The organism is Fluviicola sp. (assembly GCF_039596355.1).
Lineage (GTDB): Bacteria > Bacteroidota > Bacteroidia > Flavobacteriales_D > Crocinitomicaceae > Fluviicola.
Window position 1 is genome coordinate 943,343 of record NZ_JBCNJW010000001.1, and the last position, 22,930, is coordinate 966,272.

Below are 22,930 nucleotides of genomic sequence, written 5' to 3' on the forward strand. Positions count from 1 at the left end.
CGGTTTAGTTGGTTACAGGTAGTTTTTCTGCTGTTTCAAAATCCCGTTTCGCCTTCTCCGCCTCACCGATTTGTTTGTACGACTCCCCGCGCATTAAAAACAGTTCCTTGCGGGATGACAACGAAGGTCTGTATTCCAATGCTTTTGACAGGTGTTCTGCCGCTTCACTGTAATGACCTTGTTTGTAGGATAAAACCCCAAGATTATAGAAACCCTCCGGGTTGTATTCTGCCAACGAAATACTCTTAGACAGGTTTGTGCGTGCCTTTTCAAAATTCCCTGTCATCAGGTAGGCGTAGCCCAGGTAATAGAATGCTTTTGCAAAGGTTTTATCTAATGCAACTGCCTGCTCTAATGAAGGGATGGCTGCTGTATACTGGTTGAAATACAAGTAAATAAAGCCCAGGTTTAAGTGGTTTCGCGCATATGACAAGTTCATCGAAACAGCTTTTTTCATGTTACTGATCGAACGGGCCGAATCATTCAGAAAACAATAACTCATTCCCATATTGGCGAATGCTTCCTGCTTCTCTCCGAATTTCTGCAGAATCAACCGGTAATCATCAATGCATTTCTGGTATTCCTTGAGTTTGTACTTCATATTTGCCCGATGGTAGTAGTAGCTGATTTCCGTACTGTCACCAGCAATCAGCCTGTTCACTTCCTCGATTCGTTTCGGGTAGTATTTGACTTCAAAATCGTCTTCCTCGAGGTATAATAACTGACTATTTCCATAAAAAGCACAAAGGAGTAACAAGCTGGTGATTATGTGTTTCATGTGGTTGATATTATTTGGCGGACACCATCTGATTTCAAAGATAATGGAATTGATGTATTATTCAAATTGTTTAAAAAGGATCACTATTCCTGTCACCAGAACCAATACCAACACGATGGTTTTGAATTGATTATCGGATATCCGGGATAAAATCAGCTTCCCGATATATGTTCCTGCAATACTGACTACAAGTAAAATGGGAATCAGGTAAAGATCATGCGTATGGACATAACCATTTAAAGTATAAACAACACTTCTGCTCAGGTCAATCCCCAGGTCGATAATAGCTGATGTAGCGATAAAAACCTCGATTTTCAGGTTGTAAGCAGCCAAAACCATCCCCCGGATTACACCTCCGGTTCCAAGTAGGCCAGCCATTAAACCGGAGAGAACTCCTCCTCCAATCGAATTTGCGCGGGTTGGTTTTACGGAAAAAGATTTAAAAATCAGGAAAAATAAACTCAATAGAATGAGGAAGACTGCCAGAATACTTTCCAGGAGTTCACTTTTGAAATACTTGCTGGCCGCCGCCCCGATAATGACGAAAATCACGGCTGGGATTCCGATGGAAAACAGCAGTTTTTTGTCGACTCCTTTCCTGAAAAAGGTGATTTTAGTGAGGTTACTGGATACATGAAAAAGAGCCGTAATACCTAGCACGGACTGGAAATCGAGAAAATACCCGGCAATCGGAACAAAGAACAAGGAAGAACCGAATCCTCCTACTGTCCCGAGGATTTCAGCCAGTAAGGCCAATGTGATGAAGAGCCATAAGTGATCCAAAATGCCTGTTTTATCAACTATTAAATTGTCGTAAATGATGATCATTGTGTTTGTAGACCATCATCCCAACTTGTTCTTCGGTCATTTTCCCAAAGAAATCGTGAATGAATCCCGGGTTCGAGTAATGTTCCCAGGATTGGATCAATTCCACCCATTTCTGTTTTTCAGCCGGAATGTCACCTGCATTTTCTTTGATCTTAAACTGGGGAGAAGTCGGAACTCCTTTGTCGAGTGGCTTATCGTCTTTGAGCATGCGTTTTAAAGCCATTTTCCCGAAAATTTTCCCAATAAAAACTTGTTTATACGTGTGATCTCCTATTCCCTGCATCCATGCTTCCCAACCGGAGCAATGTTTGATCATTTGGTAGACATTCATCTTTCCCCACTGTGCGGGTGATGCTTCATCCAGTGTTTCAATCCTTCGAATGATTTCATTCCGCTCCGTTTCGTTGAATATTGACTTCATAGTTCTGATTCTCTGATTCTAAAGGTATTGAAATTTTGGAGATACCGGAATTAGTTTGAGTTACTGCAACCACTGGAGCTGCACCCGGAATCATGATGTCCGTGTCCATGACCGCTGCATCCGTCGAAAATACAGCCAACCCCTGAGTCGGAATTGGAATCCTGATGATGGTGATGATGGTGATGATGGTCATCCCAGTCGGAAGAGCAACCGTTATTGTTTCCACCACCTCTAAAAAACTGAATCACGACATACAAGATGATTGCAATCGTGATTACCATCCCGAAATGGTTGTTTCCGAAAGACTGTGGGAGTAAAAACAAAACAGGAATGATAAACAGTAAAACTCCGATGCTTCCGAGAACGTGCCTGGCAGGTTTCCGGATCATCCAGTAATTGGCAACGTTGATTCGCTTGTAATGTACTTGTTTGAAACGGGTATCATGATCCAGCCAGATATCATTCGGTGGTTCCTGGTGAAATTCCCGGACATACATCTCAAAAGTAGCGTCGTAGCAGCCCGAGAATTTCTCCTGTTCACTTTTCCCTCCTTTGGTGGGATGGTGGTGCAGGTTTCGTTTCAGTGTCTTCTGACACAATTCTTCCCAATAAGACTGCGTATAGGTCAAATGTAAATGCCATGCCTGATCCACAGCGTCCGAAGGAGTGATGGGTTGTTTGCTGACAGCGCACAGGTAAATGAATTTTTTGTACTCGAGAAGAACGCGCCTGGTGTAATTGATTGACCAATTGTTTTCGCGGGCCAGGCGCTGGAGGAAAGAGAATTGAACGTTTCCGGAATCAAATTCAAAATCACGGATTTGTTTCCAAAGATTCGGAGCGGTCATCGCCTGGTGATTCGTGGTTTTTTCAGGTAGTAAACTCATGTTGTTTTTACATTGTTGTTGAGCTAATTTATTCTTTTCCCGAATTGGTGTTCTGCTTTTAAGAAAAATTCACTTTTAACGTAACTCATTGATAAATTGTGGATATACGTTTTTACTAAAAATTTAGAATCGTTATTATAAATGTATAAAATTGTGAGGGAGTCTTTAGGGGAATTCCAGGAGCAAAACAAGTGATTATGCGTTTCGCAATTACCTTGGGTTATACCCTACAACTCAGCTGTTCTCAAGTGAGGTTCTGCTTTCCAGAATAGATTCCAGTGCCGGCTGGTTCCTTGTCCTGGAAGGATTTTCTCAAATCTCCCCGTTCCGTCATCATAGAAGTAACCGGTTCCCCAGATATTCGTGAATTCGAGTTTCCACTCACAGCGGTGTTCCGAAAGAATTTGGTGTTCGTAATCAAAATTTCCGAATGCTGCGGTGGTCATTAGTTTCCCGGAGGCTGACACGTCTCCCAGGTCATCCGGGGTTTTGTGATGGTGCCGGTAGTAGTCGAAGACTTCTGCCACGAGAATTTTAGCCTGTCGTTTGGCAGAATAATCCTGGAGCAGTAAAAACACTCCGATTCCGGACAAAGCAGCCAGTGCCCAGGTGAGTTTTGTTCGTTTCCGACTGATTTCCAAAAGAAACCAACCGGTTGAAAACGCCAGCAATACCAAACCGAATAAAGGAATGTAGAAATAGATAATGAGCGAAACAATGAATACTACATTTTGCAGGGTTACGTTTTTCATAACAAGTAGTTTTTAACGTTGCGTGGTTTTCTAATGTATTGAATTTAAAACAAGAAAACAAAAAAAATCGCCGGAAGAAACTCCCGGCGACCTGTTTTTAAGTATAAACCGATGCTCATATCGGTTGTTCATTCAACTCTAAATGCGTACCGCATCTGCATGACCTTTCAAAACGGATTCATACAATTCTTCGTAAACCGGTAGAATCTCTGACAGATCGAAGCGTTTTGCCTGCTCCAGTGCCTGTTGGCGGAACAACTGGTGTGTTGCTTTGTCTTTCAGAATCCGGATAGCGTTTTCCGCCATGGATTCAATGTCTCCTACATTGGATGTAAACCCTGAGAATCCGTCGATGTTTACCTCCGGAATTCCTCCTGTATTGGATGAAACGACCGGAACTCCCTCTGCCATTGCTTCCAAAGCTGCCAACCCGAAGCTTTCCGTTTCGGAAGGAAGCAGGAATAAATCGCTTAATTCCAGAATCGGAGCTGTTTCGCGCACTTTACCGGTAAACGTAATTTTCTGGCAGATTCCCAAATCACGCGCCAAACGTTCTGCAATGGCACGATCGGGCCCGTCACCAGCCAAAAGCAGTCGTGCGGGTAGTTTCTCCTGAACCTTTTCAAAAATGCGTACCACATCCGTCATGCGTTTCACCGGGCGAAAATTTGAAATGTGACACAAAATCAGTTCATGATCTTCTGCATAATGCCGTCTTTTCTCCATGTTGATTTCCGGCAAAGCAGGTTTCGACTGGATAAAGTTCGGGATCACGTGAATTTTACGTTTTGTTTCAAAATGCGCATAGGTGTCTTTCATCAAACTTTCCGACACTGCCGTAACAGCATCCGAAGCATTGATACAGAATGAAATGACCGGTTCGAATGAAGGATCTTTCCCGACGAGTGTAATATCTGTTCCGTGCAGTGTGGTAATAAACGGAATGTTCACTCCCTGTGCTTTCAGGATTTGCTGGGCCATAAAAGCTGCCGAAGCGTGTGGAATTGCGTAATGTACGTGCAGAATATCCAGGCCTTCGTATTTCACCACATCCACCACTTTACTGGCTAATTCGGTTTCATAGGGCTGGTATTCAAAAAGCGGGTAATCTGAAACCTGTACTTCGTGATAAAAAATATTTTCGCGGAAGCTTCCCAAACGCACCGGCTGGGAATAAGTAATAAAATGGACTAAATGTCCTTTCTGGGCTAAGGCTTTGCCCAATTCAGTGGCTACAACGCCACTCCCGCCAAATGTGGGATAAAGTACGATTCCTATTTTCATGGGGTGTATGTATTAATTCCGGCGTGCTTCAAAAAGTGCTTCGTATATCACTCGCTGGATCTCCGTTCGCACGCTCATCTTTGTTATTTTCCAATTGTCTGCATCCGGGTATACCCGGTTTGATAAAAACACGAAGTTTACCTTGTTTTCAGGATCTGCCCAGGTAATGGTTCCCGTGAACCCGGAATGACCGAATGTTGACGGAGAAACCAGATCACAGGTCGGACCGTTTTTCAGGCTCACTGTCGGTTTGTCGAAACCAATTCCTCTTCTGTTTCCAGGGCAAAATTGGCACGCTGTAAACTGATCTACAATTTCTTTTTTGATAATGGATTGGTCTCCTATCTGGCCTTTATTGAGGAGGAACTGCATCAAAGCTGCCAAATCCGTTGCATTGGAGAACAGACCGGCATGTCCGGCAACTCCACCCATCATCGCTGCTCCCGGATCGTGTACATATCCGTGAATCAGTTGTTTGCGGAAGTCTTTGTCCAACTCAGTAGGTACAATGCGTTTTTTGGCAAATTTCTCCAGCGGTAAATACGTCATTGTTTGTAATCCCAAAGGCTGGTAGATTTCCTTGTCAACAAATTCGTTTTGTCCCATTCCACTCACCCGCTCAATGAATTTATTGAAGAAATAATAGCTCAAATCGGAGTATTCGTAGGACTTCTTCCCTGTCAAAGGCGTTTCTACGATGATTTTCAGCATCGTTTTCCAGTAATCATCGCGAATCCAGATATTATCAGCTACTACGCGTTTGTAGATGCCGTTGTCTTTTTTGTCATAGATTTCCGGGTCGAGTTCACCGTCTTTCATGGTGCGTTTGTAGAATGCAATCCATGGAGTTAATCCTGCCTGGTGCGTGAGCAGATCAATGGCTTTCAAATTGGCGTATTCAGTTCCTTCCACATAATCCGGGGTCAATTCGCCCAGTTTCATATTCGTATCAAATTTACCGAGTGTTTTCAAGCGCATCAAGGCCGTAGTCGAGGAAGCGATTTTGGTAATTGAAGCAATGTCGTAAATGTGTCCGTTCGTGATGCTGTCGCCGTTTTCATAAACGGTTGTTCCGTAAGATTTCTGAATCACGATTTTCCCGTCAATAGCAACTACGATCTGGCATCCCGGAAAGGCTTTCGCTTCGATGGCTTTTGCCACTATGTCATCCACTTCCTTGAGTTTTGCCGGATTCAATCCCAATTCTTCCGGCTGGGAATATTTCAACCGTCCGTTTCCTTTCAATTGAATTCCGGAACCTGCTTTCCAGTGACTATTGATTTCCATGGCCAGTTTCCCCGTAATATCAAAAGCTCCCATCACTGCCTGAGCGGTTCGTTCCTGTGCAGCTGCCGTATTTTCATACGCACAGAGAATGGATTTCACCGCTTTCGGGAAGTCTGTTTCATCCTGAAGCACCAGCGGATTTCCGAACAGGATTACTGAAGCATGTGCATTTTCAGGAAGAACGTCCAGTACTTTTTTCCACGAACCGAAACCGTAATTGTTACGTGCGCGCTGTGCATCAGAATGGAAATCAAGAATATAGATAGCTTCCGGATTGAGTTTCACTTCTTTCAATCGTTTTGCCGCTTCTTCCGGTGTATAGTATTTATAATGAGTTACTTTCGCATAATCATTTAAACGATCTCTGAAAGATGCCGTGTGTGTTCCAACTCCAATGCGGATGATTTCGCGATCCAGTCGGTCGATCGGCAAATTGTCCTGCTCATTTTTCAAACAGATCAATGCTTTTTCATACGTTTGATTGATGATCAGCTGTCTTTCCGGAGCCGGATCTTTGCGCTTCACCATTGGTTTGTGAATAATTGCCTGGTATTTTGCATGCAAGACTCTGCGGCAATGCTCGTTGACTTCTTCTTTTGTCAAACTGCCGCTTTCCACTTTCGTTTGGATCAGTTTGATCGCATCTTTTACGTTTTCCGGGAACAACAAAATGTCACATCCTGCTGCGTATGCTTTTGCCACCACTTCTGATTTCCCGTATTTCTCCGAAACGGCTTTCATGTTCAATGCATCGGAAATGACCAATCCTTTGAATCCCAGTTTTTTTCTCAGGTAGGTTTCGATCACCGGTTTGGATAAACTGCTTGGTGTACCGCTCGGATCCAGTGAAGGAACATTTAAATGTGCGACCATAACAGATCGTGTTCCGGCATCAATTCCACTTTTGAATGGTAAAAAGTCTTTGGTTTCAAACTCCGGGACGCTGTGTGAAACGGTTGGAAGTTCCAAATGTGAGTCTTTATCCGTATCTCCGTGTCCGGGAAAATGTTTGACACAGGAAATAACACCTGCACTTTCAATTCCTTTCACCATTGCAGCGGTTTGTTTGGCAACGGTTTGCGGATCGGAACCAAATGAACGGAAACCGATCACCGGGTTCTTCGGATTGAGGTTTACATCTGCAACAGGAGAAAAATTCATGTGGATTCCGAGCATGTCGCATTCTACCCCCATGTGGTAACCGATTTTCTCCGTCAGGTCAAAATCATTTGCTGCTCCGATTGCCTGCTGATACGGGAAACGTGGTTCTCCGGAAAGACGCATCGCCACTCCCCACTCGGCATCCATTCCGATCAATAACGGCATTTTCGCCGCTCCCTGCATTTGCTGAATGGCTTCCTGCAGGTTGTCTTTTTCACCCTGGAAGAAAATCAATCCGCCGATATGCTGATCTCTGACAAGCGCTTCAGTTTCTGCCAAATGTGCTTTTCCTTTGTTCGACCAGCATGCCACCATGAACGATTGAGCAATGCGGTCTTCCAGCGACAACTTTGAAAGTTCGGTTTCCACCCACTGATCTTCGTCTGCGGAAACCCGGCTTGTTTTCTGTTTTCCAGTGGTTTTCGGAGTGGTTTTCAATACCAATGCGGAAGTAATCAATCCGGAGCCTAAAAGAAGAGAAAACAGGAATGCTGTTTTGCGAATGGTCTTTCTGTTCATAAAACAAAATTACGTTATAATTCATGAAAACTGACAGGGTGTCAGCCAGAAAATATTGGAACGGGAATTGTTAAAAAGAATCCACATGTTTTAACGAAAATAATGGCGGGACTAACGTTTGCCGGCGTCAAAAGCTGCCGCTTTTTTTTATTTTTGTTGAGATTGCCAACAGAACAACGAAAAAACAGCATTCAAAAAAACAAAACTCATTGATTCATGTCAGATATTATTCGCTTACTTCCCGATCATGTTGCCAATCAAATTGCGGCCGGAGAGGTTGTTCAACGACCAGCTTCCGTTGTGAAGGAATTAGTGGAAAACAGTATTGATGCCGGAGCAACCAAAATTGAGTTATATATTAAGGATGCCGGCCGTACGCTGATCCAGATTGTAGACAACGGAAAGGGAATGTCACCCCTGGATGCCCGCATGTGTTTCGAGCGGCATGCAACCAGTAAAATTGCGCATGCAGACGATTTGTTTGCATTGAAAACAAAAGGATTTCGTGGTGAAGCACTTGCTTCGATTGCGGCGATTGCGCACGTCACGCTTCAAACACGGCGTGCTGACGATGAACTCGGAACCAAAATCCAGATCGAAGGAACAGAACTGGTAAACCAGGAACCCGTACAGTGTGCGGAAGGAACCAATTTTGAAATCCGCAACCTCTTTTTCAACGTTCCGGCAAGGAGAAACTTTCTGAAATCGGACAACGTAGAGTTCAAGCACATCATCGATGAATTTGAACGGGTTGTACTCCCTCATCACGACCTTGCTTTCCGGTTGGTGCACAACGACCAGGAAATTTACCACCTGGTTCCTGCTCCGCTCCGAAAGCGGATTGTGGATGTCTTCGGACGGAATTTCAACGACCGCCTGGTTCCGGTAACCGAACAAACGGATATCGTGGCACTGGATGGCTTTGTAGGAAAACCGGAGGCAGCTAAAAAATCGCGGGGAGAACAGTTTTTGTTTGTCAACAACCGTTTTTTCAAGGATACGTATTTCAATCATGCGGTTTCGGCGGCATTTGAACACCTGCTTCCTGCAAAATTATTCCCGAGTTATTTCCTGTTCCTGGATGTAGACCCGAAGCAGATTGATGTGAACGTACATCCGACCAAAACAGAGATTAAATTCGAAGAAGATAAAGCGATTTACAGCATTATCCGCAGTGCGGTACGGCTTGGGCTGGGGAAATTCAACATTACCCCGACGCTGGACTTTGACCGTGAAAGCGAATTCGATTTACCGCTTTCGATGGCGAATCAGCTGCCGGTTGAGCCGGAGATTCGCGTGAATAAAGATTACAACCCGTTTCATGTTCAGAATACACGTGAAGGGCAACTTTCTTCCGCTAAATCATCCGGTTCGGGTTCCGGATTTAAAAGTAACGGATTTTCAACTGCTTTGAATAATGCTGGATTCGGTTCCCAATTTCAATCAGCTAGTCTTGATGAATTGTGGAATACGGAATCCGTCAACGAGGAACAGCAAGAGGAAACACCGGTTCAAACACAAATTGAAGTCGAATCGACCAAATCGCTCGGGCCGTTCATCCTGAAAGGTTCGTTTGTGGTTTGTTCTGTTCCGCAAGGCTTGCTGGTTTTCCATTACCGGCGTGCGTATGAACGCATGCTGTATGACGAACTGATGCGTGGTTTTATGGTGAACCCGCTGGCTTCGCAGCAGTTGATTTTCCCGATGGAGAAAAAACTCTCCAAACAGGAACAGCTGGCATGGAATGAACACGAGAAAACACTTTCCCGGATCGGTTTCAATTGGAACTGGGAAGAACAGGAACTGCAAATCAGCGGTATTCCCGAAATCCTGGATGAATCGACCGTTTTGTCGTGTGTAGATAAAATCCTGGAGCAATTGCAAATGGGAACATTGGATAAGGGCGAAATTGCACACACGGTGTTGTCACAGATTGCTTTCGCGGGCAGTATGTCGTTCAAAATTCCGGATAACTCCGATGCTATTTCGGACTTTATCTCCCGTTTATTCGAAGCAGATGAACACACATTCTCTCCTTCGGGCAAGCGGATCATTGCACAAATTACGAATGAAGAATTATTTCAACTTTTTTAATATCGACGAATTATGTTTGGAAATATACAGCCGGTAACGAAGAACTTACTATTGCTCAATATCGCAATGTTCGTGTTGACGTCTTTTTTTGAATATTCAGGAAATAGTATTGACTTGGGAAATCTATTGGGAGCTCACTACTTTGGTACGCCTTTGTTTGAGCCTTACCAACTCGTTACCCATTTTTTTATGCATGGCGGATTTTTGCATATTTTCATGAATATGTACATCCTGGTGATGTTTGGAAGTTTTTTGGAGCGGCTTTGGGGGCCAAAACGGTACTTCATCTTGTATGTAGCTGCTGCACTTGGGTCAGTCCTTTTGTACAATATTGTCGGTTATGTCCAAATTATGGAATACAAATCAATCATAGGGGATAGTGAAGTTCTTGCTGGAATTAATGGTATGATTAGAGAGAATGGTTTTACGGCTAAAACAATCGCAGAATTAAATCAAGACATCTACGAGACAGTTGTTTACGCTTCAAATCATGGCATTACCTCTATGGAACAGTTGAGAGCTGTTGAAGCATACGCAATTAAATCATACATCCCGATGGTGGGGGCCTCCGGTGCTATTTTCGGTTTGATGGCTGCGTTTGCAATCTTATTCCCGAACACCCAGTTAATGCTTATTTTTCCTCCTATTCCAATCAAAGCGAAATGGCTGATCGGAGGATATTTTTTATTTGAAGTGTATAACAGTTTCCAGAATAATTCAGGAGACAACGTGGCGCACCTGGCGCATGTCGGCGGAGCGATTGTTGGCGCGATCATTGTTTTAATCTGGAGAAGAACCGGTAAAAACTTTTATTAAAGATGACTAACGACAGAAATTTAACGGAAGAACTGAAGTTCCAGTTTCGCTTCGGCGGCATGCACATCAAGTTGATTTTTGTTAACTCGGTGGTGTTTTTGGCAATGATCCTGCTTCATTTGGCAGGAAAAGCAGCTCCCAACGGTTGGACGGACTGGTTTCAGACTCAGTTTTTCACCCTTCACACCGACCTGAAAGAATTTGTGTATGCGCCGTATGGTTTGATCACCAGCATTTTCACGCATTTCGGTTTCTTTCATTTCCTTTTCAACATGTTCTTCCTCTACTTTGCAGGGAGTCTGTTCCGTCAGTTTTTCTCGGACAGAAGAATGCTGCACGTATATGTGGTCGGAGGAATTTTCGGAGGAATTTGCGAATTAATCGTGAGCCAGTTTACTGGAACCGGTTATCCCGTATTAGGTGCTTCGGGCTCCATCATGGCCTTATTCATTGCGATATCTTTTTACAGACCGAATATCCAGATTAATTTATTGGGATTGTTCCCGGTTAAAATTTATGTGATCGCATTGATCTATCTTGTCGGAGATTTGGCTCAGGCATTGGATGGCGACGGAACAGCTCATTTTGCGCATTTAGGTGGTGCTTTGATTGGTTTCTTGTCTGTGCAGAATTTACATTCCTCTTCCAATATCATCAACTGGACCGAATCGATTCATCAGCGTGTGTTGTCCTGGTTCTCAGGAAATAGAAAACGCCGGACGAAAATGAAGGTTCAATCCGGTGGCGGCAGGGTTCCGAAATCAGACGAAGAATACAACATGGACGCCAAGGCCAGACAAGAACGCATTGACAAAATTTTAGATAAAATTTCTAAATCGGGATACGAATCGCTCACGAAAGCTGAAAAAGACTTTCTATTTTCACAAAGCAATAAATAAACGTGAGCTGGTTCAAAAAAATAGCGCGATTTTCAACGGTGATCAAGATTCTGTCTGTCACCGTGATCTGCTGTTTGTTACTGGCCTATTTAGCTCCTTTCGTTCATCCGAATTCAATCCGGATCCTGCCGTTTTTCGGACTCACCTATCCTATTTTCATTTGTTTGGCACTGGTTTTAATGATCTATTGGGCTTTTGCAAAATCCCGGTGGTTCTTTTATATCCTGGTAGCCATTGTTTGCGGAGGAAGCCTGCACTTCAGAACCTTGTCGATTCATTTTTCAGATTCCAAACCGGAAACGGAAGTGGATTCCTGGAATATTATGAGCTACAATGTGCGCTTGTTTGATGTGTACAATTCTTCCATCGAGGAACGAAACAAATCCAGAGATAGTATTGTGAGTTACATTCAGCGCGTTGATCCGGACGTAGCATGTTTCCAGGAGTTTTTCCACCAGGATAAGCCTTCCGCGTTCTCTACCCGGGATACGCTGATTGAATTGATGGGCTACAAATATTACCACGAACGTTATTCCCACCGGATCCGCAACCGTCAAAACTTCGGAATCTGCATGCTCTCGAAGTACCCGATCATTGCAAAAGGCGACGTGATGTTTGAGAATTTCAAAACGACTGATAATTACTGTATTTATGCGGATATTGTCAAAGGAAAAGACACGATTCGTTTTTACGACATTCATTTGCAATCCATCAAGTTACAGCAACAGGATTACGAATTATTCGGAGAGAAAAACGCACAGGCAGGAAGTAAATCTTCTACCATCCGCCTGCTGATCGATAAATTGAGAATTGCTTATCCGGCACGGGCTGAACAAGCAGAACGGGTGGTTGAGCACATGAAGACTTCTCCTTACCCGGTAGTGGTTTGCGGTGATTTCAACGATACTCCCATGTCTTATGTGTATAATCAATTCAATTCCAGTTTAGTTGATTCTTTCCGGGAAACTTCTTCCGGAATTGGTGTGACGTATGTAGGTCGTGTTCCTGCCGGAAGAATTGACTACATCTTCCATTCCGGCGATCTGGGAGCTTATGATTTTGAAATTCAAAAAGTTGCATTTTCAGACCACCGTGCTGTTCACTGCCGGATTTACAAAAAGCAGTTGTAGCCTAAAAAAAAACAAGCAGTCCGGATAGTTGGAAATTGGATTTTTCATCTATTTTTAATTCAGAATAGATCATTAGTTTATACTATTTGGTATAAACCAGTCTTCTGAAATGAAAAGGATGAATATGAAAACTAGTTTTAGCTCATTGAACAAGCATGTAAAGGCATTTACCCCCTGCATTTTGTCCTTGTCATTTTTAATCAGTGCCTGCTCCGGATCTCAGCAACCGGAAGAACCTTCAAAAAGCCAATCGGCTTCCATTGTCGGGAACTGGAAACTGGTAAAGCGCCGCCTTGCGGATCGCAACCTGGAAAAGAATTTCAACGGCGACCCCGCCAATATCATTGTCAGCATCGAGAAGACGGGATATTTTCATATCTACGACACCCTGAAAAATGAGAAATGGCTTGCCGGAGATCTGAATTCGATCCATACGCGGAGAATCGGTCAGTGGACTTATGAAGATTCAACACTGCATTTCAGATACCAGGATAAGGACTCATCGTATAAAGAACGCATCATTATTACGAAGTTGACCGAAGATGAGTTGGTGATGAAACGGAATAAAAACCAGGTGACTACTTTCAGCTACTTCAAGCGGAATCAATAAAAAACCCATACAGTGCCCGCCAAAAGACGGGAGATTCTGAACGTCTCAGAAAGCACGATTTGGTTTGCTGTTTTTCGTTGTAATCTGCCGATCGTCGTCCTGACGAAACCGTTGCCGGTTGCAGCCCGCCATTGAAAAATCAAGACTCCCCGTTCGCAAAAAAATGTTAGACGTCAACAATATCACTGCATGGGTGTGTCTTCCTACTATGGAAAACTGCCATTTTCACCCCGCGCTCGGGCGGGCGAATGACTCTATAAAGATACGAAAAACATTTTGATATGTAGTCTGAATAGTGTCGAAGACTGCATATTAAATGTGTATTTTTAACTCAAAAAAGTGATTATGAAAAAGATCGGAATTATCGGATGTGGAAACCTGGGATTGTCATTGTTGAAAGGATTTCGGAAACAATACCCCGATGCGCATTTGTACGGAACCAGGAGAAACCTTGCCGGACTCCCCACAGAAGACGATCTGACTCATTTTACTTCAGACAATGCAGCTGTTATTGCAGCGTGTGATTACCTGATCATTGCGCTGAAGCCTTATACGATCCTTTCATTCCTTTCGGAGCACAAAGCATTGTTTGATCCTCAAAGACACACCTTGATCAGCGTAGCGACCGGAATAACCCTGGAAGAAATCCGGAACGCGCTGGAAATAACGGAAATTTCACTTTACAGAGGAATGCCGAATACGGCAGCAGATGTCCAGGAAAGCATGACTGCTCTAAGCGGGTTGAATGACCCGTTGAACCGAAAAGAACATGTTTCCGAATTGTTTGATGCTATTGGGGAGACAGTCTGGATCGATGAACAGCTTATGGAGTCAGCAACGATTCTCGGAGCTTGTGGAATTGCTTATGTACTGCGTTTTATCCGGGCCATGATCCAGGGAGGAATCGAAGTGGGATTTGATGCCAAAACGGCTAATAAAATTGTGAGTCAGACAGTGAAAGGTGCTGCACAGCTGTTGATTCAAAACGGATTGCACCCGGAAGCTGAAATTGATAAGGTTACCACGCCGAAGGGCTGTACCATTGTGGGATTAAATGAAATGGAACATAGCGGGTTTAGTTCGGCGTTGATTAAGGGGATTGTGACGAGTTATCAAAAAATAGAGCGTTGAAACGGGTTTGTTTCCCGGACGTAATATTGCGGAATTACGTCCGGGAAATGAATCCAGGCTAAAACTAAAAAACATTAGTTATCAATACGTTAATACCCTGATTTAGTTCAATTGATCGCCGCTATTTAATACGTTGGACGTAATATTGCGGAATTACGTCCAACGAACCGCTTCCGGGATTAATTATCGAAGCAGGTTTACATGCCCTTCCATTGATTCCGCAAATCCCGTTCTCTTTGATTTCAGACTCAATTTCCAGACATACATATCTGTCTTGCACAGCTGTCCCAGATACGACCCGTTCCATCCGGCATTCCGGTCAGTAGTTGTAAAAATGCGCTCGCCCCAGCGGTTGTAAATCTCGAAAAGATAATGATCCAAACTGAAATCATCCGAAATCACTGGGATGAATAACTCGTTGGTTCCGTCGCCATTGGGTGTGAATGTGTTCGGTACGTACACGACTCCATCGCTCAGCGGTTCAATAACAAGCGTCGCAGTGTCCGAACAACCGTATTCGTTTGCGGCAATCAGCAAAATCTCTACATTCCCGAGTCCTTCCTCTAAAGCCAGGGTCGGATTCGTTGCTGCAGAAGCCCAATTCCCGTTCACATACCAATTGTAAACTGAGGCATTTTCAGAGAGATTCACCAGTTCGATTTGATCTGTAAATTCGTCAATGGTATTGCTGTTTAACCCGGTTGTAAAATCAGCAGTCACATCCGGATAAACCTGGATACCTCCATTTAAACTTTCCATTTTCGAACAACCGAAAGAATTCGTCACCAAGACATCAACCGAGTGTGTTCCGCTGGTTCCGAAATAGGTATTCAGATCCGTTCCATTCGAACTGGCACTCAGTGTTCCGTCTACAAACCATTGAATACTCACTTGTTCCGTTGTAGTGAGGTGAATAGACACCATACCATCTTCACAGGAGAAAGACGATGAAGAACTCAGGGAAACATCTGAAACCTCCACTCCGGTAAAAGCCACCGTATCTGTGTTTTCACATCCGAGATTGTTTGTTACCGTAAGTACATAAGAGATTGTCCCAGCTGAATCGGCAGTAATAACCGGATTGGAAATAGTTGTGTTGTTCAAATTCGTTCCCGGCGACCAGGAATACGTGTTTCCTGCTGAAGAAGCGGCCCCGATTTGATGTACAATTCCATCATTCAAACAAGCTGATTGATCACTTCCGGCGTCAGCAACAGGAAGGTTGTTTACAGTAATGGAGAAAGAAACCGGTGTTCCTGCACAGTTATTTATCACTGGAGTGACTTCAATAATGGCAGTTTGAGATCCCGATTGATTGTTGACCGCTGTAAAATCCGGGATTGTCCCTGTCCCGGAGCTTGCTAACCCAATCGCTGTATTTGTATTCGTCCATGCAAATGATATTCCGTTTGTTCCGGTGAAAGCCGGAATTTGAACCAACCCCCGGGCACATAGATTGATGTCCGAAACAGGGTCAATAACAGGAATCGGATTTACCGTGATGGTAATTGCACCTGTCAACGATTGTGAACAGGAAACCGACTGAACATGCAGAAGCGTGTAGTTAGTTGTATTGTACAATGCCGGTGATGAAATGGAAATCGTTCCTGATGCGGGAATCGTTATGGAAGATGTAGTGGCTCCATCGGTATAATCAACTGTTGAGCCCGGTGTTCCTGAAAGTGTGAAATTGGCATTGTCACCTGTACAAATAGTGGCATTCGAGCCAATAGAAGCAGTTGGAAGCCCCAGAACCTGGATGGTTTGAGAAGTTGAACAACCACTGGCTTCCGTATAAGTAATCTGCACCGTTCCTGCACTAACACCTGTAACTTCTCCCGAAGCAGAAACCGTTGCAATTGACGGATGAGATGAGCTCCAGGAAGCCCCCGTTGAAGTTCCTGTTACGGATAACTGGATGGAAGCTCCCTGGCAAACAGAAGATGCCCCGGAAACTATTGGTGTGGGATTGATAATCACAGTAGCCGACCCCGTTTGATTTTGAGAACAGCCGTTTACACTGGAAACGCTCAACAAGTTATAAGTGGATGTACCTACTGTTGTTGTCGGAATAGTGACCACCGCATTTGATCCCGTTCCGGAAGAAATTGTTTGCGTTGTGCCTCCGTTGATGTTGTACGTGAAGGTATATGGAAGTGATCCGTTCGAACCGGTAAACGTAACTACTGGCTGTGCAGCGTTCTGACAAACTGTTGCCGTTCCTGAAATGCTGGCCGTTGGCATGCTGTTTACAGCGATTATCGCCGAACCTGTTTGGTTCTGAGAGCAACCGTTCGCATTGGAAACACTTAACAGGCTATAAGTAGCTGTTCCTGCGGTTGCAGTCGGAGCATTGAGCACGACACTTGAACCGGTTCCGGAAGAAATGGTTTGTGTTCCGCCACCATTAATGGTGCAACTAAACGTATAAGGTGTTGTTCCGCCCGATCCGGTAAATGTAATAGCTGGTTGTGCAGCGTTCTGACAAACCGTTGCTCCACCTGAAATACTGGCTGTTGATACCGGGTTCACAACCACACTCGCAGAACCTGTCTGACTTTGAGTGCATCCCGAAGAGCTTGCGACACTAACCAGATTATATGTGGAAGTTCCGCTTGTACTTGTCGGAATGCTAATGGTTGCCGTTGAACCGGTTCCGGAAGAGATGGTTTGATTGGGTCCCCCGTTGAGATTGTATGTGAACGTATAAGACGCTGTTCCATTCGCCCCTGTAAAAGTAATCACCTGTGAAGGGGTGTTCTGACAAACCGTTGCACCACCTGAAATACTTGCTGTTGGCATGCCGTTTACAACGATTGTTGCCGAACCTGTTTGGTTTTGAGAACAGCCGTTTGTATTGGAAATACCGAGTAAATTATAAATGAATGTTCCTACTGTTGCTGTTGGAGCATTGAGTATAACGCTGGAACCGGAGCTTGTAGAAATGGTTTGCGTTGCACCACCGTTGATGTTGTAACTAAACGTATAAGGCGCTGTTCCGCCCGATCCGGTAAATGTAACTGCAGGTTGCGCGGCATTTTGACAAACCGTTGCCGTTCCAGAAATACTTACCGTTGACACCGGATTCACGACCACACTTGCTAAACCTGTTTGATTTTGTGTACATCCCGAAGGACTTGCAACACTAATCAGGTTATAAGTAAACGTTCCTGCCACAGTTGCCGGAACACTGATTGTAGCAGTTGAACCGGTTCCGGAAGAAATCGTCTGATTGGCTCCCCCGTTGAGATTATAGGTGAACGTATAAGGAGTTGTTCCTCCTGATCCGGTAAAAGTGACCACTGATGGAGTACTGTTTTGGCAAACCGTTGTACCACCTGAAATACTTGCTGTTGGCATACTGTTTACAACGATTACTGCCGAGCCTGTTTGGTTCTGGGAACAACCACCTCCATTGGAAACACTCAGTAAGTTATAAGTAAATGTTCCGGTTGTTGTTGTCGGAACGTTGAGGACAACACTTGAACCGGAGCTTGTGGAAATGGTTTGTGTTGCACCACCGTTGATGTTGTAACTAAACGTATAAGGTGCTGTTGCTCCCGATCCGGTAAAGGTAACTCCGGGCTGTGCGTCGTTTTGACAAACCGTTGCGCCACCTGAAATACTCGCCGTTGACTGCGGGTTCACGACTACACTCGCAGAACCGGTTTGATTTTGGCCGCATCCGGAAGAACTTGCTACACTAACTAAGCTGTATGTAAAAGTTCCGGTCACAGTTGTCGGAACACTGATTGTTGCTATCGAACCTGATCCCGAAGAAATCGTTTGGTTTGCACCTCCATTGAGTTTGTAGGTGAATATGTATGGTGCTGTACCGTTTGCCCCGGTAAAGGTAATGACCTGTGAAGCGGCATTTTGACAAACCGTTGCACCACCTGAAATACTCGCTGTTGCAGAGGGATTTACCACAACAGTTACAGCACTTGTTTGATTTTGAGAGCACCCGTTTGTCTCTGAAACACTCAGTAAATTATACGTAAACAGTCCCGATACTCCCGTTGGCACATTCAGTGCAATACTTGATCCGGTTGAAGTTATGGTTTGTGTCGCTCCTCCATTGATGTTATAGCTGAAGGTATAGGGAGCTGTTCCGTTTGAACCGGTAAAAGTAACGGATGGTGCTGCATCATTCTGGCAAACCATCGTCGAACCAGAAATCGATGCCGTCGGTAAAGGACTGACAACTATCACTGCTGAACCCGTTTGGCTTTGAGAACAGCCCGCAGCACTCGAAACACTGACCAGGCTATAGGTGAATGTTCCGGTTGTACTTGTCGGAACATTGATTGTTGCAGTCGAAGCTGTGCCGGAAGATATTGTTTGGTTTGCACCTCCATTGAGCTTGTACGTGAATGTATAAGGCGCAGTACCATTTGCTCCCGTAAAGGTAATGGTTGGCTGCGTTGCATTTTTACAAACGGTTGCTGCTCCGGTTACGGTTGCCGTTGGAAGTGGTTTCACAACAACTGTTACAGACTGAGGCATGCTCAGATCGCACATTTGTCCACTTGACAGCATGGTATAAACATATGTTCCGGGAGTAGTTGTTGGTACCTGTACACTGGCTGGTCCACCTCCAGGAACAGATTGCGGAAATCCCGAGTTAATCGTGTAGCCGTAGGAATAAGCCGCACAAGAGTAACATGAGAAAGAAACAGATGGCATTGGTCCGTTTACGCAGACACTGGTTGCGCTTACACTCATCGTACGGTTTTCATTCGGTACAATATAAAGTGAACCTCCACCGGATAACGGCCCTGTACATCCTGCAGAATTTGTGACACTGACTCCTGAAATAACGAACGTAGTCGGTGAACTTACATTCGGCCCGTTCACAGTCAGTGAACTACCTCCTACTACCGTATTTGTCACACCATTCACCGTGTATTGATAGGTAAAAGGGCCTGTCCCGCCGGATGCGCTCAAATTAAGGGTGTATTTGGTACATGGTCCATTAGCCAAGAGTGTTCCTGTAGGTGTGGGTAAAACAATCACACTACTGCTAGCGCTAACCGCCTGGTAATTTCCATATGAGTCCGTTATTCCTGTCAACTGGTAAGTGGTCGTTCCGGCTGTAGTCGTCGATGCAGGAATTGTAATCGGGCTTCCTCCTGTGATGGTTTGCGGTACACCGCCGGCTGTATAAGAATACGTATACGGGCCTGTGCTCCCGGAAGCAGAAAAGGAAAAGTTAGCAGAAGCAGCTCCGGCACACACCGTTTGATTGGTTCCGGAAACCGTCATCGGGTTCGGAATAACGGTTATTGTTGCCGTTGATCCGTTGATACCTGTAGTTGGTAAACTCTGACACAGGAATGAGGAGTATACATGTATCAATTCAAGCGTATAAGTTCCGACTGTAGCGGTTGAAATCGGTATATGAACGGATGATGTTCCGGGAGGACTCGTAATGGTCTGTTGTGGTCCGCCGTTGATTGTATATTTAAACGTATAAGGCGGAATACCTCCTGACCCCGTTAGTACAAATTCCGGAAAAGGCGTACTGTTCTGATAGACGGTGGTCGTTCCAGAAACACTTCCTACCGGATTGATAACAAACAAGAAATCACTACTCTGGTTTATCGTTGCTGTACAACCAGTTGCATCTGTTACACTTAACAGGGTGTAATTTACATTTCCCAGCCCCGGCATAGGCAAATCTAAAACAGCAGAATCGCTTGTTCCACCGGATGTAACAGTTTGAGCAGGGCCTCCATTTACTGAATACACAAACGTATAAGGTGCTGTTCCGCCCGATCCGGTAAAAATGACCTGGTAATTGAGTCCAGCCTCGTAACAAATGGTGTCTGATGGTGAAATGGTCGCATCACAGGCATTTGCCCGAATAGCGGTAAAGATGGTTAAAACAATAAGGTAAATGTATTTCACGGTAGTTGTAATATAAGGTCAAAGATAAGCTTAAAAAGGAAAATTAGAAATGAAATTTCAGCAAGAAGAAAGAAATAGTTTTTAAAAGATGTTTCTAATTGTAAAACAGTTAATTACAAGTCATTTTACCAGTATCTTTTTTGACTGGAACACAGCTGAAAAACAAGGTGCTTACCACGGTGTATATTCTTAGGTCAAGTATGTTTTTGATTTTCAAAAATCACCTCTGTCCCAATATTGGGAATTTGGGTTTTCACGAAAATAGGGCTGGTTCGTACGGAAACATGTACCTTTGCTTCATGAAAATCCCCCACTCCAATTTCTCGCTCGAAAAACTGGGTATTTCATCCTTGAATGAAATGCAGCAGGAAATGCTTCAAACCTCCGGAACAAACAACGATATTATCCTGCATGCTCCTACGGGATCCGGGAAAACAGTTGCGTTCCTGACGACGGCTTTGGGGAAACTTTCCAAAGAACAGCAATCCGTGCAGTTATTGATTATTTCTCCGACCCGCGAACTTTCAATTCAGATTGAGGATGTGTTCAAAAAACTGAGCACCGGATTCAAAGTAAATACGTGTTATGGGGGGCATTCCATGCGAGTGGAAGAAAACAACTTATCGGTTCCGCCTGCTGTGCTGATCGGAACACCGGGAAGACTGGCGGATCATGTCCGCAGAAACAACGTGGATCTTTCCGAGGTACACACCCTGGTACTCGATGAATTTGACAAATCGCTGCAAATGGGATTTGAGTCGGACATGACGGAAATTATTTCCGAACTTCACTCTCTGAAGCATAAATACCTGGTTTCCGCCACCAAACTGGAGCAAATTCCAGCATTTACACGTATTCAGAACCCGGTTACAATCGATTTCCTGACCGGGCAAAGCCACCGGATCAATTATTTCGGCATTCACTATATCCCAACAGACAAAGAAGGAACCTTATTGGAATTGCTGTGCAATCTTCCGGAAGGGAAAACGATTATTTTCTGCAATCACCGCGAACCGGTTGTTGAGATCACAGACTTTTTGAAGTCGAACGGTGTGGTTGCAGCTGCTTATCATGGTGGAATGGAGCAGGATGACCGGGAACGTGCGCTGATCCGTTTCCGGAACGGAAGTGCGGATTTCCTGGTTTCAACCGATCTCGCTGCACGCGGATTGGATATTCCGGCAGTTGAACACGTGATTCATTATCAACTTCCGTTGAAAGAAGCAGAATTTATTCACCGAAGCGGAAGAACCGGCCGGCAGGACGCAGACGGAGTAGTCTTCCTATTCCTGGATGCTCAAAAAGAAGTTCCTGCGTTTATTCCCGAGCACGAATTGTATGATGTAATCCCGGACGAACCGCTTCCGGAAGCTCCGAAATGGAAAACCATTTACATCAGTGCGGGAAAAAAGGATAAAGTCAATAAAGTGGATATCGTGGGCTTCCTGCATAAAACCGGAGGACTCCGTCCCGATGAAATCGGGCTGATTACCGTGATGGATCACAGTTCTTTTGTTGCAATCCGAAGTGATATTGCAGAACAAGTCGTTCCGGAATTACGGGATCAGAAGATCAAGGGAAAGAAACAGAAGATCGGATTTGCGAGGTGATTTAAGCCGTACTCCAATTTCCGGTGCTGCCCGTTCTGGCGGTTCGCTGTGTCGGAATACCAGGAATCACCGAAACACACAAAGGGAGGGGTAATCCCTCTGGAGACTGACTTTTTACACACCATTACAAATTGATGAATTTGTGGAGGAAGGCAGTGTAACAAAACCCGCAGACTAGCTTCTCGGAAACTGATTCATTACATCCATCACAATCTGCGGCGTCGGATTTGCCAGTTTGCGTTTCTGCGTATCAATCCATGCTCCGTCAATTGTAATGGTCGCACACCACTCGCCTTTCGAATTGGTCAATACGTGCTGCATTGTCCAGCGGGAACCGTCTTCGTTAATTGATTTGATTGACAAGGTCATTGTCACTTCATCGTGCATGTGGATTTCTTTGCGAAAAACACATTCTTCGCGAAACAAAATCGGCCCGAAATGATTCTCCTGCATCACCTTCAGCGAAAGCCCCAGGTCATTCAGAATTTCAACACGCTGCTGAGCTCCCCAATCGTAATATGCACTGTGTCTGACATGATAATTCGGATCGAGGTCTGACCAGCGGATAGATAGTGTTTTGCTAAACGATTCCATTTCTTTTTTTGCTGTAAAAGTACAAAATATTTATGCGTGCAGAGTAAATTTCACGTTTCCTGACAGCCGATTCCGAATGAAAAATCCCTAATCGCTTCAATCTCACATTTCTAAAAAATAATGACGCTGATGGTTGTCTGTATCAAAAGCCAAGGCCTTCCTCAAAACAATACTTTGTAAAGCAATTTTCCTCTTCAAAAGCAAAGCTTTTTCTTCTTA

At 44.4% G+C, this 22,930-nt stretch carries 16 protein-coding genes; 7 read left to right on the plus strand and 9 right to left on the minus strand.

Annotated elements, in window-relative coordinates; all coding sequences use genetic code 11:
* Positions 1-4: 4 nt before the first annotated feature.
* The 7 genes from ABDV94_RS03960 to ABDV94_RS03990 all read right to left on the minus strand — a co-directional run bounded on the left by ABDV94_RS03960 (position 5) and on the right by ABDV94_RS03990 (position 7,917).
* A complete protein-coding gene (locus ABDV94_RS03960; RefSeq protein ID WP_343604951.1) occupies positions 5-778 on the minus strand; it encodes a tetratricopeptide repeat protein in 774 nt (257 codons plus the stop codon).
* Positions 779-835: 57 nt separating this feature from the next.
* Complete coding sequence (locus tag ABDV94_RS03965) at positions 836-1,561, minus strand: sulfite exporter TauE/SafE family protein (protein WP_343604953.1); 726 nt, start codon at positions 1,559-1,561, stop codon at positions 836-838.
* 13 nt (positions 1,562-1,574) lie between these two features.
* Positions 1,575-2,027 carry a DUF1569 domain-containing protein gene (locus ABDV94_RS03970; protein ID WP_343604955.1) on the minus strand — a complete coding sequence of 151 codons (453 nt, stop codon included), beginning with the start codon at positions 2,025-2,027 and terminating at the stop codon, positions 1,575-1,577.
* Positions 2,028-2,077: 50 nt separating this feature from the next.
* A complete protein-coding gene (locus tag ABDV94_RS03975; RefSeq protein WP_343604957.1) occupies positions 2,078-2,914 on the minus strand; it encodes a hypothetical protein in 837 nt (278 codons plus the stop codon).
* Positions 2,915-3,141: 227 nt separating this feature from the next.
* Entirely contained in the window at positions 3,142-3,666 is a 525-nt protein-coding gene (locus ABDV94_RS03980; protein ID WP_343604959.1) for a hypothetical protein, read from the minus strand.
* A gap of 138 nt (positions 3,667-3,804) precedes the next feature.
* Positions 3,805-4,950, minus strand: coding sequence for an N-acetyl-alpha-D-glucosaminyl L-malate synthase BshA (gene bshA / locus ABDV94_RS03985; RefSeq protein WP_343604960.1), 1,146 nt, complete (start codon positions 4,948-4,950; stop codon positions 3,805-3,807).
* A 12-nt stretch (positions 4,951-4,962) separates the two neighbouring features.
* Positions 4,963-7,917, minus strand: a complete 2,955-nt coding sequence (locus ABDV94_RS03990) for a glycoside hydrolase family 3 N-terminal domain-containing protein (protein ID WP_343604961.1) — start codon at positions 7,915-7,917, stop codon at positions 4,963-4,965.
* Between the two features lie 216 nt (positions 7,918-8,133).
* Between ABDV94_RS03990 and mutL the strand changes: the two genes are divergently transcribed.
* The 6 genes from mutL (at position 8,134) to proC (ending at position 14,597) form a co-directional block, all read left to right on the plus strand.
* Entirely contained in the window at positions 8,134-10,011 is a 1,878-nt protein-coding gene (mutL, locus tag ABDV94_RS03995) for a DNA mismatch repair endonuclease MutL (RefSeq protein WP_343604962.1), read from the plus strand.
* Between the two features lie 12 nt (positions 10,012-10,023).
* On the plus strand, positions 10,024-10,827 hold the full coding sequence (locus ABDV94_RS04000) for a rhomboid family intramembrane serine protease (RefSeq protein WP_343604963.1): 804 nt from the start codon (positions 10,024-10,026) through the stop codon (positions 10,825-10,827).
* 2 nt (positions 10,828-10,829) lie between these two features.
* On the plus strand, positions 10,830-11,726 hold the full coding sequence (locus ABDV94_RS04005; RefSeq protein WP_343604965.1) for a rhomboid family intramembrane serine protease: 897 nt from the start codon (positions 10,830-10,832) through the stop codon (positions 11,724-11,726).
* A 2-nt stretch (positions 11,727-11,728) separates the two neighbouring features.
* Positions 11,729-12,856, plus strand: a complete 1,128-nt coding sequence (locus ABDV94_RS04010; RefSeq protein ID WP_343604967.1) for an endonuclease/exonuclease/phosphatase family protein — start codon at positions 11,729-11,731, stop codon at positions 12,854-12,856.
* 124 nt (positions 12,857-12,980) lie between these two features.
* A complete protein-coding gene (locus ABDV94_RS04015; RefSeq protein WP_343604969.1) occupies positions 12,981-13,466 on the plus strand; it encodes a lipocalin family protein in 486 nt (161 codons plus the stop codon).
* 345 nt (positions 13,467-13,811) lie between these two features.
* Positions 13,812-14,597, plus strand: coding sequence for a pyrroline-5-carboxylate reductase (proC, locus tag ABDV94_RS04020; RefSeq protein WP_343604971.1), 786 nt, complete (start codon positions 13,812-13,814; stop codon positions 14,595-14,597).
* Between the two features lie 183 nt (positions 14,598-14,780).
* Here the strand turns inward: proC and ABDV94_RS04025 are convergent, their stop codons facing one another.
* Positions 14,781-20,507: a T9SS type B sorting domain-containing protein gene (locus ABDV94_RS04025; RefSeq protein ID WP_343604973.1), complete on the minus strand. Its 5,727-nt coding sequence runs from the start codon at positions 20,505-20,507 to the stop codon at positions 14,781-14,783.
* A gap of 299 nt (positions 20,508-20,806) precedes the next feature.
* On the opposite strand from ABDV94_RS04025, the gene ABDV94_RS04030 reads away from it, so the two are divergent.
* Positions 20,807-22,117 carry a DEAD/DEAH box helicase gene (locus ABDV94_RS04030; RefSeq protein ID WP_343604975.1) on the plus strand — a complete coding sequence of 437 codons (1,311 nt, stop codon included), beginning with the start codon at positions 20,807-20,809 and terminating at the stop codon, positions 22,115-22,117.
* 174 nt (positions 22,118-22,291) lie between these two features.
* Here ABDV94_RS04030 and ABDV94_RS04035 read toward each other — a convergent pair whose 3' ends face one another.
* Positions 22,292-22,711 carry an acyl-CoA thioesterase gene (locus ABDV94_RS04035; protein WP_343604977.1) on the minus strand — a complete coding sequence of 140 codons (420 nt, stop codon included), beginning with the start codon at positions 22,709-22,711 and terminating at the stop codon, positions 22,292-22,294.
* Between the last annotated feature and the right edge of the window lie 219 nt (positions 22,712-22,930).